Source organism: Marivivens sp. JLT3646, from assembly GCF_001908835.1.
Taxonomy (GTDB): domain Bacteria; phylum Pseudomonadota; class Alphaproteobacteria; order Rhodobacterales; family Rhodobacteraceae; genus Marivivens; species Marivivens geojensis.
Window position 1 is genome coordinate 2,712,895 of the sequence record NZ_CP018572.1, and the last position, 12,110, is coordinate 2,725,004.

The following is a 12,110-nucleotide window of genomic DNA, read 5'->3' on the forward strand; positions in this document are numbered from 1 at the left end:
GAAAGGAAACAAGAACTATGTTCCGTAAACTGACCCTTTCCGCCGCGATCGCTCTTGGTCTGTCCTCCGGTGCCGCTCTGGCATCGGGTGGCACCAGTCACGTCGAAGATTTCGCATTCTCGTTCGAAGGTCCGTTCGGCTCTTACGACCAGATGCAGCTTCAGCGCGGTCTGAAAATCTACACCGAAGTTTGTTCGGCATGTCACGGCCTCGAGCACGTTCGCTTCGGCACCCTCGCCGATGAGGGCGGACCGCACTACGGCATCGACGAAGTCTGGGACTACGCAGGTCAATTCGAAGTTTGGGATCCTGAACTTGCAGACGGTGAAGGCGACTTCCGCGCCGCTACTCCGGCTGACAAATTCCCGGGCTCGTCGCTGTCGAACGCACCTGACTTGTCCCTGATGGCCAAAGCACGCGCTGGTTTCCACGGCCCCTACGGCCTCGGTATCAACCAGATCGTTAAAGGCATGGGCGGCCCCGAGTACATCGCGTCGCTTCTGTCGGGCTACGAAGAGGCACCTGAATGTGCACCTGAAGGTTTTGACGGTAACTACAACACCGTCTTTACTGCAGGCGGCTACCCGAATGAATGTAAAGACGAGCACGGCAACCACCTCTATCCGGGCAGCTGGATTGCGATGGCGCAGCCGCTGTACGGCGAAGACACTGAATTCGACGATGGTCACTCTAACGACCTGCACCACGAAGTTCAGGACGTTGCTGCGTTCCTCATGTGGGCCGCTGAACCTAAACTCAACGCTCGTAAAGAAGCTGGTCTGACTGGCGTGATCTTCCTGATCGTTCTGTCGGTTCTGCTCTACATGACCAACAAGCGTCTGTGGGCGCCGCATAAAGGCAAAAAGCGCGACGAAGAGTAATCTGACGCGCTCTGAATAAGAAAGGCCCGCCAAATTGGTGGGCCTTTTTCGTTTCTATTGGTTCGTTCCCAAATACCGCCGCAACATTTCGGGCGGATTATCCAGCACCTCTCGCGTGGGCAAAGGCGCAAAAATCTTCCCTTCATCGACCAGCGCAATCTGATCAGCGGCGACCACTGCATCCTGCGGATCATGTGTCACCATCAACACAACACGATTGTCACTCAGCGCTCGCTCCCGCACGAGGGCCAGCATCTCTTGCTTGAGACCGGGACCCAAAGCCGCAAAAGGTTCATCCAAGAGGATCACAGGACGATCTTGCAGCAAAAGCCTCGCAAGCGCGGCACGGCTCTGTTGCCCACCTGAAAGAGCGGCAGGCTTACGCGTTTCCATACTCGACAACCCAACGCTCGCGAGCATTTCATCGACGCGTCGCTGCTCATCACTCGTCAGCCGAAGCGAAGCACGCAGCGCGAGGCCGACATTCTGAGAAACGGTCAAATGAGGAAAGAGGTTATTGTCTTGGAACAGAATCGAAACCGGTCTCTGATCTGGTCGCAAATCCGTAATCGGTTCACCGCGCCACAACACCCGTCCGTACGCTTGATAGAAGCCCGCGATCACAGAAAGGATCGTTGACTTGCCAGCACCAGAGGGACCGATGAGGGCTGTAACCTGCCCCACTGCAAAGCCTACATTTGCCGATAGGTGGAAATCACCCTGACGAACATTCAGGTTTTCAAGCATCAGCATCGACCCGTCCTCCCCTGTCGAAAATCCAAAAGGCACAAAGGCTCAGCCCCAACAATACAAGTGCCGCGCCAGACGCAGCGTCCGTGCGATAACTGCCCATCAATTGATACATCAACAATGGCAAGGTCTGCTGGTCCGAGGTCGCAAAGAGAGCGATGACACCTAGGTCTCCCATAGAAAGAGCCGCAGCCAATCCTGCTGCAAAGCCGAGCGGCTTTCGTATGCGAGGCAGGACAGCAATCCTAACCCGCACCCAGCCTTTCATCCCAATCGAATCGGCAAGTCGACCGTAATCCGCCTCAACACGTTCAAACGCTGGCGCGATGACGCGCAGCGCGAAAGGAAGCGCCATAAGCGCATTCATCAAGGCTGTGACCAGCAGCGCTAATTTTGCGGGATTGAACACAGGTTGAACAACAACAAAGAGTCCCGTCCCGACCACCAATGATGAAGCAGCGAGAGGCAAAGCTGAAGCCAGCCCAACTGCGCGTCCGCCCCGCATCGATAAGAGGACTGCGGCAGCGATGGTTAAAGCTGTAGAGACAGCCGCTACCGAAACCGAACGCGCAATTGCGGGCAAGACGGACACAGGCAAATCGGACAAGCCAATCACACCTTTGATGATTACCATCGACAGCGGCAGAATCAGAAATGCAGCGGCAAACGCGATAGCGACTACATCGCACAACCGCGCCCATAGAGTGGCTCCGTCCCAACGCGGCATAACGCGGTCAAGTCCCGCGCCAAAGCCTTCGGGAACAGTGATAAACCACGCAGCCAGCGCGGCGATAATGGACAAGCCAAATTGGACAGCAGCCAAAAGTGCAGCCCGCCCGAGGTCGAAGTCAAATCTCACAGCTTGATAGATTGCCAACTCAACAGTGGTTGCCTTTGGGCCACCACCTAGGACGAGCGCGACTGCAAAGCTGGTCAAGCAAATCAAGAAAATCGCCATGAACGCACCTGGCAAAACGGCGCGCAACATCGGGCGCTCGAGCATCGTGCTTACCGAGGCACCGAGGCTAACAACCAACCGAAACCTCTCGGAAGGTATAGCGATCCAGCCTTGCAGGATCATTCGCACCGCAAGTGGAAGATTGAAGAACACATGAGCCAGCACAACGCCGCCTAACCCATAGATTGATATCCGATCCCCGCCCGCCAAAGCGATCGCATCATTCAAAAGACCATTGCGCCCAAAGACGGCCAACAGCCCCATGACCGCGACAATGACTGGCAAAATGAACGGAGCGCCTAGCAGCGTAATAAGGACCGAACGACCTGGAAACCTGCGTCGTGACAGCGCCCGTGCTACAGGGATTGCCAATACTACGCTGGCCGCAGCAGATAGTATGGCCTGAAGCACGGTAAACCGAACGGCGGCCCATTCAGCCCGACCTAATCCCCCACGCCTTCGGCCCGCCAAAGAACAGCCAATAGTGTTCCCAGCGTCAACACCAGCACGAGGGCGATCACCATCGCCCCCGGCCAGCGTGGATAGTTTATTGAGCGAGTGCTGCGCGCCATGCGTCAATCGCCGAACCCGACGTGGCAGCCGCGTTCTCAGAGCTCAGCAACAGAGCGGTCGAGGGTGTGACGAGGGTCTCAAACCCTTCGGGCAGACCCGCCGCAGGTGTCACTGCAGGATACATCCAGTTGGTTGTCGGGATTACCGACTGGAACCCTTCTGTCGTCATGAACACGAGGAAGGCATCCGCAAACTCAGGCACATCGGTCGAGGCGACTTTCGCCGCAACTTCAACCTGCATGTAGTGCCCTTCGTCAAAGGCCCACGACGTCTTGCTGTCGTCGCCTTCCGCGATCAGGTGATAGGCCGGCGAGGTCGTGTAAGACAAAACGGCGTCTGCTTCACCTTCGAGGAACAGGCCATAGGCTTCAGACCAACCCGGGGTAACGGTGACGATGTTATCCGCCAGATCAGCCCAAATCCTGCCCGCTTCGTCGCCATAGGCCGCTTCGACCCAGAGGACGAGGCCCAGACCAGGTGTCGACGACCGCGGGTCTTGGATCACGATTTTCAGGTCGCTTGCCGCCAGTTCACGGAAGTTGGCCGGTGCGTCGACATCTTTCCCGGCAACGAAAGCAAAGTAGCCCCAATCGAACGGAACAAATGTGTCGTCCGACCACTCAATCGGCAAATCATAGGTTGCGGACACGCCCGACGCCGCGAAAAGGCCCGTTGCCGCTGCATCCGCGGTCAGGTTCGTATCGAGGCCGAGCACGATATCTGCATCTGTATTTGCCCCTTCGAGTTTCAGGCGCGACAGCACTGCAGCGCCGTCACCAGCAGCGACAAACTCCAGATCACAGGCACATTCGGCTTCAAAATTTGCTTCGATCTGCGGACCTGGGCCCCAGTCGCTGTTAAAGCCGTCGTAAGTATAAATCGTCAGGGTCGATGTTTCAGCGATTGCGCCAGTAGCAACGAAACAAAGTCCTGCGACATGGGTGAGGGTGGTTTTCATAATGGTCTTTCCTCTTCATGCGCCGAACGGACGGGGGTCAAGAGGATCAACTCTGCACCTTCCCTCCGCCGGTCTTAACCGGTTCAGGTTCAACGGGTCCGCTTTCGCATCTCAGCCCTGTTGTCAGAGCACCCCGAGGTAACCGCGAACATAGACGCGCGAAAACGATGTTCAAGAGGAATTCGCAAAAGACCTTGGCCCCTCGCCCTGTCCGCGATAGAGGAAACAACAAAGGAGGCGCCCATGTCGTATAATACCTTCGGTCACATCTACCGCACCACCACGTGGGGCGAGAGCCATGGTCCAGCTTTGGGCGCAACTGTCGACGGCTGCCCTCCAGGCGTGGCGCTGACACCAGAGATGATTCAGGTTTGGTTGGACAAGCGCAAACCGGGCCAAAACAAAAATACGACCCAGCGCAACGAACCCGATGCAGTGAAAATCCTGTCTGGCGTGTTTGAAGGCGTGACCACTGGCACCTCAATCCAGCTGATGATCGAAAACACAGACCAGCGGTCCAAGGACTATGGCGACATCGCCCAGACCTTCCGCCCGGGCCACGCTGACCTCGCTTATCACCAAAAATATGGCCTGCGCGATTATCGCGGCGGCGGTCGTTCCTCTGCCCGTGAAACGGCTGCTCGCGTTGCATCCGGTGGTGTCGCGCGTGAGGTGTTGAAAACACTCGCGCCCGCAATCGAGATCAAAGGTTACATGGTCCAGATGGGCGACAAAAAGATCGACCGTGATCGGTTCGATTGGAACGCCATCGACCAGAACGATTTCTGGTGCCCTGACGCACAAATGGCGTCGGAGTGGGAAGACTACCTGCAATGGCTCCGCAAGGACGACCACAACAGCGTTGGCGCAGTGATCGAAGTCGTGGCGCGCAATGTCCCTGCGGGGATCGGCGCTCCGATCTATGCAAAGCTAGATACCGATCTCGCGGCTGCGATGATGTCGATCAACGCCGTCAAAGGGGTTGAAATCGGCGAAGGCATGGCTTCAGCGGCCCTTACAGGACGCGACAACGCTGACGAGATCTTCTTTGAAGACGGTCAGGTGCGTTACGGGTCAAACCACGCTGGGGGCATCCTTGGTGGTATTTCCACTGGCCAAGACGTCGTCGTGCGCTTTGCTGTGAAGCCGACCTCGTCCATCCTGTCGCCGCGCCGTTCTATTCGCATGGACGGCACCCCGACCGAAGTCGTCACCAAAGGTCGCCACGACCCTTGCGTCGGCATCCGCGCAGTCCCCGTAGGTGAAGCGATGGCGGCATGCGTCATCCTCGACCATATCCTGCTCGACCGCGCCCACACTGGCGGCAATCGAGGTCAGATCGGCTAATCCTACTAATGATCAAGATACTAAGCGGCGCCCAAGAGGCGCCGTTATAGTTTTGCGCCTTGCTTGGACAATTGGACGGCCAAAATCCCCGTAGCAATAATCGCAACGCCGATCACGTCCCAGTGAGTCAGTTCCTCTCCAATCAGAGCCCACGCGATGGTTACGCCAAAGAACGGGTTCAAGAAGTGGAAGGTTGCAGCTTTGATTGCTCCGATCCGCTGAACGAGCAGGAACCAGACAAGAGTTGCCAAAAGGCCGGGAACCAGAGTGGTGTAGAAGAACGCCACGATAAGCTGCCAGCTCCAAATAATATCCCAGCTTTCGAGCAGAGTCGCAGGCACGGACAGAACGGCCGAGCCGACCAGCATTTGTAAACCAACGATCATCAAAACGTTGCCGCCAGAGGACGCACCGCGCACAGACAGCGTTGCAATCGCCAGCGCAGTCACACCAATGGCGCACAGAACGAGGCCCATAACATCAATCGTCCCCGAAAGGCGTGCGCCCATAATCACGGTCACGCCGATAATCCCAGCGACAAGCCCGAGCATACCCAGCGGCTTTGGCCGATCGCCCATCACCCACCCGAAAAGCGCAACGATCAACGGCATCGTCGCTGCAATGATTGCAGCCAGTGACGCTTCAATCGTTTGCATAGCGACGAAGAACAGTCCGAGATAGAGCGCGTTCTGGCAAACACCAAAAATCAGCGTTGCCTTCCATTGGTCTCGGGTCAGTTTGGCCCGCTGTCCCATCGCATACGCAATCGCGATCCCAAGAAGACCCGACACCAAAAACCTCAGCGATAGTGAGGCCATCGGCGGGGCATATTGGACGATAATTCGTGCAGAGGTGAAGGCAGATGACCACATCAGGGCAAATGAAAGCCCCATCAAAATAGCACGTAAATCCATAATGTCCCCGAGAATGAAAAAAGGGCCGCTGATGCCAGCGACCCTTTCTTAAGAATGCGTCAGGTGCAAGACCTGCAGAACGACTTATGCGTTAACGCTGTCTTTCAGTGCTTTCGCGATGGTCATTTTCACAACCTTGTCTGCCGGCTTCGACATGGTTTCGCCGGTTGCAGGGTTGCGAACCATACGCTCGGGACGCTCGCGGCAGTAGATTTTGCCTACGCCCGGAAGGGTCACAGCGCCACCGCCCGAAACTTCGGAGGTGATGATATCGATCAGAGCTTCGAGACCAGCGGTTGCGGTCTTTTTGTCTGTGCCTGCTTTTTCAGCGAGTGCGGCGACGAGTTGCGCCTTAGTCATCGGCTTTGCCATTTTTATGGTCTCCCTAGTTCCGCCCGATATTGGGCCTCATGTCCCGTATAATAACGGTATATAGTAGATCACCACTATGAAAAGTGGATCGATGCAAGCAAAAAAGCCCTATTTTCGACCAAAAAGGCGAAATCAGAGGAATGCTGTTTCCTCAAAGCTGCGCAATTTCCGACTATGGATGCGTTCAAGAGGCATTTCTCGCAGGTGTTCCATAGCCCGCACACCAATCATGAGGTGCCGTGCGACCTGTGTTTTATAGAAATCTGAGGCCATTCCTGGCAATTTCAACTCGCCATGCAGCGGCTTGTCAGACACGCACAGGAGCGTGCCGTAGGGCACTCTGAAGCGGAAGCCATTGGCGGCGATGGTCGCGCTCTCCATATCGAGCGCTACAGCCCTTGATTGGCTGAGCCGCTGCACAGGGCCAGAGTGGTCCCGTAGCTCCCAGTTGCGGTTGTCGATGGTCGCAACGGTGCCTGTGCGCATGATACGCTTGAGATCGTAGCCAGAGACCTCTGTGACCTCTGCCACAGCATTCTCGAGCGCGATCTGAATTTCGGCAAGTGCGGGGATCGGAACCCAAACGGGCAAATCATCGTCCAGAACGTGGTCTTCGCGCAGGTAAGCATGAGCCAAAACGAAATCACCCAACCGCTGACTATTCCTCAAACCAGCACAGTGCCCAACCATCAACCAAGCGTGCGGACGAAGCACTGCAATGTGGTCTGTTGCTGTCTTAGCGTTCGACGGACCGACGCCAATATTGACCAAGGTAATACCCGATCCATCGGCGCGTTTAAGGTGGTATGTCGGCATCTGCGGGAGTTTTGCAGGAATAGGCAGCGGCTCTGCAGCGCCCGTGATCACGATGTTCCCTGGCCCGACGAATTCGATATAGCCGCTATCGGGATTAGCCAGCATTTGGCGGGCGTAGGCTTCGAATTCTTCGACGTAGAACTGGTAGTTCGTAAACAACACGTGGTTCTGGAAGTGATCTGGCGCTGTCGCCGTGTAGTGCGACAACCTCGCCAGCGAATAGTCCACCCGTTGCGCCGTGAACGGAGCGAGTGGATGCGATCCGTCGGGGTATGTGAATCCAGTGCCATTCACGATGTCATCGTGCGTAATCGACAAATCAGGCACATCGAAAACATCCCGCAAGGTGAAATTCATCGCGCCTTCTTGGGGGATCGTAACCGCCGCATCGTTCACAACGGCAAAATGGACAGGAATTGGCGTCGTGGAGGGTCCGATTTCGACCGAAATGGAGTGATTTTCGATCAACTGACCAATCTGCTGACGCAAGTAATTCGCAAACAAACGAGGCTGCGTCACAGTCGTCGAATAGACGCCGGGCGTTGCCACATGGCCAAAGGACAGACGGCTATCGGTCTGGGCATAGCTTTTGGTTTCAATTCTGATCTCGGGATAAAACGCGCGATAGCGGGCCTCTGGCTTGCCTTCAGTAACAGCGCGTGAAAACTCTTTGCCAAGGAACTGAACGGCTACATCGTATAATTCGATCAAGCGCTCGACGGCCTGATCTGCGTTATCAAAGCTCTCCGCCGCCAACGTGTCGGCCGTAATGATTTGCTTCATTCTTCTACCTTTTTGGAATTGTTTTGGACGTCGGCATGCGCCCCGATTACAGGGTCAGAGTATCTGGTTATGATGCCTGATAGGTCCATCCTCAAATCTGACACCAGTTATGCAACGTCTTCAAGACGCAATGGCACTTGCCGCTGGCAAAGCGATGATGGCAAATGGCGTCAAACCGCTTGGGGGCGAGCATGAGTATTTTGAAAAAGTTATTTGGCCCAGATGATGATCAGGCTTTGATCTACGAAGCTGGTTCTCTGATCGAAACGACGGTGACTCGCTTTCCACTGATCCGATGTCACAGCGATCTCGCTCAGGCCGTCATCGCAAAAGAAGCCCAAAATCGGGACCATACTCCCATAATCATCGGTTCAATCCGATCCGTCGAATTACTGAACGATGCCACGCCGCGACCCATCACGGACATCGCGTTACGGGCTGCAAAATTCGATTTCCCTGCGTGGATGGATCAGGCAAAGCTTGATTGGGCTGCCCGATCCAACAACACAAAACAACCGGTTCCGCCACGCGGACCATCAAATACGCACACCAACCATGCCGATGCTATTGATAGCGCGGTCTGGGATCCTGCACGCGGCGCGGCGTTGCAAACGATCTACATCGCGCTCTTCCCCACCGCGGACCCGACCGAAGTGCCTGCCTACCTCGATTACGGTGGATGGAATGCCTTTCCAGAAACCGAAGTCCATATGGGGCTGATGCGCCGCTGGCGCGATCGCTTCGGCGCACGGCTGATTGGTCATAGCCACGACACGCTGACTTTTCACGTTCTACGTCCACCTCACACACTTACCGAAGCGCTGACGCTTGCCGAAGAGCACTACGCCTATTGCCCAGATGTCGTTGATCAGGGGTTTGAAACGCTGGATACGCTTGCTGGCGCTCTCATGAATGCGGCCACTTGGCAGTTCTGGTGGGACTGACCACTTGACCGCGTCACTGGTCACGTCACATTGCGAAACATGAAAACGCTTCTCTCATTCGGTCACGGCTATTCCGCCCAAGCCCTCAAACGACTTCTGCCCGACGATTGGACGGTGATCGGGACAACTAGGTCCGCCGACAAAGCGGCAAGGCTGCTTGCTGATGGCGTCGATCCCCGGGTTTGGCCCGGCGCTGACATGCGGCCTGCACTAGACTGTGCGACGCACCTTTTGATTTCTGCCGCGCCGAATGAAGATGGAGACCCAGTTCTGCAACACCTACGGGGCGAAATTCTATCGCGAGCCGATACCTTTGAATGGGTCGGATATCTGTCCACGACGGGCGTCTATGGTGACCACAGTGGCGATTGGGTGGATGAAGATGCTCCCCTGACCCCAGCCACAAAACGTGGGCAACTGCGGGTTAAGGCAGAGGCTGAATGGCGCGCTATGGGCCTACCTCTCCATATCTTTAGGCTCGCGGGAATTTACGGTCCCGGTCGTGGACCGTTTGCGAAAGTGCGCAATGGGACGGCGCGGCGGATCATCAAACAGGGGCAGGTGTTCAGCCGCACCCATGTCGAAGACATCGCGCAGGTGCTTTGGGCCTCAATCAACCGCCCTAATCCGGGGGCCGCATATAATGTCTGCGACGACGACCCTGCCCCGCCCGAAGATGTAATCGCCTACGCGGCGAAACTGTTGAATCTTCCAATCCCGCAAGCCGAGGATTTCGATACAGCAGAAATGACCCCAATGGCGCGGTCGTTCTATGCCGAAAGCAAGAAGGTGAAAAACGACCGGATCAAGGACGAATTGGGTGTGATTTTGAAGTATCCAGACTACCGCAGCGGTCTGGATGCCCTTCTCGCCGCTGGAACCGACTAGGCAGTCTTTCCGATCGCCGCCACACCAAGAACCTCGAGCACTTTTGCTTCAATGTCCTCGGCGTTCAATCCAGCCGTCGCATACATATCGCGCGGATTGGCGTGATCGATGAACGTATCAGGCAAAACCATTGAACGGAATTTCAGACCTGCGTCGAATACACCCTCGTCAGACAGCAATTGCGCAACGTGGCTGCCGAAGCCACCGACTGCACCTTCTTCGATAGTGATCAGAGCGTCATGATCTGCGGCCAGTTTCACGACCAATTCACGGTCAAGCGGTTTTGCAAAACGCGCATCCGCCACGGTCGGAGAAATGCCTTTAGCGTTCAGGCTTTCGACGGCTTGCATAACCTCATGAAGTCGTGTCCCGAACGAGAGGATCGCGACCTTCTTACCCTCAACAATCATGCGTCCTTTGCCGATTTCGAGAGGCTCGGCATCGGTCGGGATTTCGACTCCAACACCTTCACCGCGAGGGAAGCGGAATGCGATCGGCCCTTCGTCATGCGCCGCAGCCGTCACAACCATCCGCACCAGTTCGGCCTCATCCGCAGCAGCCATGACAACCATGCCTGGCAAATTCGCCAGAAACGCGACATCAAAGCTGCCCGCATGTGTCGCGCCATCAGCACCAACCAGACCAGCACGGTCGATAGCAAAACGAACGGGCAGACGTTGGATTGCAACATCGTGGACGACCTGATCGTAACCGCGCTGCAGGAACGTCGAATAGAGTGCGCAGAACGGTTTCATTCCGCCTGCGGCCAGACCAGCAGCAAAGGTCACCGCATGTTGTTCGGCGATACCGACGTCAAAGCAACGTGACGCATAACGTTCCATGAATTTAGATAGACCCGTGCCATCTGGCATTGCAGCCGTGATCGCGCAGATTTTTTGATCCTTCGCCGCCAAGTCGAGCAAGGCCTCGGCAAAGACATTCGTGTAGCTTGGCGCGTTGGAGGGCACCTTGTGTTGCTTGCCACTCGGAACGTCGAATTTGGCCGTCGCGTGACCTTTGTCACGTGCCGCCTCGGCGGGGGCATAACCCTTACCTTTTTTCGTGATTGCATGAATCAGGATCGGACCAGTTGCTCGCGCCTTGACCGTGCGCAAGACGGCCAAAAGCTGCTCCATATCATGCCCATCAATCGGCCCAATGTAAGAGAAGCCAAGTTCTTCGAACATAGTCCCACCGACGGTCATATGCTTGAGCATATCCTTCGCACGCTTGGCACCCTCACGGAATGGCGGAGGAAGCAAGCTGACAGCACCCTTGGCAGCCGCTTTCAACTCTTGGAACGGAGCGCCTGCGTAAAGACGCGATAGATAAGACGACAGAGCGCCAACCGGCTCTGCAATCGACATCTCGTTGTCGTTCAGAACAACGATCATCCGCTTACCCAAATGACCCGCGTTGTTCATTGCCTCAAATGCCATGCCCGCAGACATGGACCCATCACCGATCACCGCAATCGCGTCGCCGACACCCTCTTCGGTCACGCCGCCCAAATCGCGCGCCACGGCAAAGCCGAGCGCAGCGGAAATCGACGTTGAAGAGTGACCAGCCCCAAAGGCGTCATACGGGCTCTCACTGCGTTTGGCGAAACCGGACAGGCCATCTTTTTGACGGAGGGTCCGAATACGATCCCGACGACCTGTTAAAATTTTATGCGGGTAACACTGGTGAGAAACGTCCCAGATGATCTTATCTTTGGGCGTATCGAACACCGCGTGAAGCGCGACAGTCAGTTCCACCACACCAAGCCCAGCACCCAAATGCCCACCAGTCACAGAAACCGCACTGATCGTCTCGGCACGCAGTTCATCGGCGACGTGACGCAGTTCACCATCCGACATCCCTTTGAGGTCCGCAGGTGAATGAACGCGGTCGAGGTGTGGCGTCATCGGTGTGTCAGTCATGGCT

Annotated in this window: 11 protein-coding genes and 1 riboswitch; of the genes, 4 read left to right on the forward strand and 7 right to left on the reverse strand. The window is 56.1% G+C overall.

Annotation, left to right across the window (positions count from 1 at the left end):
* The first annotated feature begins 17 nt into the window (after nucleotides 1-17).
* Nucleotides 18-881 (forward strand): cytochrome c1, encoded by an 864-nt coding sequence (locus BSK21_RS13595; protein ID WP_067552717.1) that lies wholly within the window; start codon nucleotides 18-20, stop codon nucleotides 879-881.
* 54 nt (nucleotides 882-935) lie between these two features.
* Here the strand turns inward: BSK21_RS13595 and BSK21_RS13600 are convergent, their stop codons facing one another.
* From BSK21_RS13600 to thiB, 3 genes are read right to left on the reverse strand one after another with little or no spacing between them, the layout of a single operon-like run.
* Nucleotides 936-1,634 (reverse strand): ATP-binding cassette domain-containing protein, encoded by a 699-nt coding sequence (locus tag BSK21_RS13600; protein WP_067552714.1) that lies wholly within the window; start codon nucleotides 1,632-1,634, stop codon nucleotides 936-938.
* The gene (locus BSK21_RS13605; RefSeq protein ID WP_367639218.1) at nucleotides 1,621-3,168 is read right to left on the reverse strand and encodes a thiamine/thiamine pyrophosphate ABC transporter permease ThiP; all 1,548 of its coding nucleotides are present in this window, start codon (nucleotides 3,166-3,168) and stop codon (nucleotides 1,621-1,623) included. Before BSK21_RS13605 ends, BSK21_RS13600 begins: the two co-directional genes overlap by 14 nt.
* Nucleotides 3,137-4,120, reverse strand: a complete 984-nt coding sequence (gene thiB / locus BSK21_RS13610; RefSeq protein WP_067552707.1) for a thiamine ABC transporter substrate binding subunit — start codon at nucleotides 4,118-4,120, stop codon at nucleotides 3,137-3,139. Before thiB ends, BSK21_RS13605 begins: the two co-directional genes overlap by 32 nt.
* A 43-nt stretch (nucleotides 4,121-4,163) precedes the next feature.
* A riboswitch (TPP riboswitch) is annotated at nucleotides 4,164-4,266 on the reverse strand.
* 97 nt (nucleotides 4,267-4,363) lie between these two features.
* Between thiB and aroC the strand changes: the two genes are divergently transcribed.
* A complete protein-coding gene (gene aroC / locus BSK21_RS13615) occupies nucleotides 4,364-5,467 on the forward strand; it encodes a chorismate synthase (RefSeq protein ID WP_067552704.1) in 1,104 nt (367 codons plus the stop codon).
* Nucleotides 5,468-5,511: 44 nt separating this feature from the next.
* Here aroC and BSK21_RS13620 read toward each other — a convergent pair whose 3' ends face one another.
* The 3 genes from BSK21_RS13620 to BSK21_RS13630 all read right to left on the reverse strand — a co-directional run bounded on the left by BSK21_RS13620 (nucleotide 5,512) and on the right by BSK21_RS13630 (nucleotide 8,352).
* Nucleotides 5,512-6,381, reverse strand: a complete 870-nt coding sequence (locus BSK21_RS13620) for a DMT family transporter (protein WP_067552701.1) — start codon at nucleotides 6,379-6,381, stop codon at nucleotides 5,512-5,514.
* An 84-nt stretch (nucleotides 6,382-6,465) separates the two neighbouring features.
* Nucleotides 6,466-6,753 carry an HU family DNA-binding protein gene (locus BSK21_RS13625; RefSeq protein WP_067552698.1) on the reverse strand — a complete coding sequence of 96 codons (288 nt, stop codon included), beginning with the start codon at nucleotides 6,751-6,753 and terminating at the stop codon, nucleotides 6,466-6,468.
* A gap of 132 nt (nucleotides 6,754-6,885) precedes the next feature.
* Complete coding sequence (locus BSK21_RS13630; RefSeq protein ID WP_067552695.1) at nucleotides 6,886-8,352, reverse strand: AMP nucleosidase; 1,467 nt, start codon at nucleotides 8,350-8,352, stop codon at nucleotides 6,886-6,888.
* A gap of 191 nt (nucleotides 8,353-8,543) precedes the next feature.
* Between BSK21_RS13630 and BSK21_RS13635 the strand changes: the two genes are divergently transcribed.
* On the forward strand, nucleotides 8,544-9,296 hold the full coding sequence (locus BSK21_RS13635) for a DUF4253 domain-containing protein (RefSeq protein ID WP_197498227.1): 753 nt from the start codon (nucleotides 8,544-8,546) through the stop codon (nucleotides 9,294-9,296).
* Between the two features lie 39 nt (nucleotides 9,297-9,335).
* Nucleotides 9,336-10,184 (forward strand): SDR family oxidoreductase, encoded by an 849-nt coding sequence (locus tag BSK21_RS13640; RefSeq protein WP_067552689.1) that lies wholly within the window; start codon nucleotides 9,336-9,338, stop codon nucleotides 10,182-10,184.
* Here the strand turns inward: BSK21_RS13640 and dxs are convergent.
* On the reverse strand, nucleotides 10,181-12,106 hold the full coding sequence (gene dxs, locus BSK21_RS13645; protein ID WP_067552685.1) for a 1-deoxy-D-xylulose-5-phosphate synthase: 1,926 nt from the start codon (nucleotides 12,104-12,106) through the stop codon (nucleotides 10,181-10,183). The genes BSK21_RS13640 and dxs overlap by 4 nt on opposite strands.
* Between the last annotated feature and the right edge of the window lie 4 nt (nucleotides 12,107-12,110).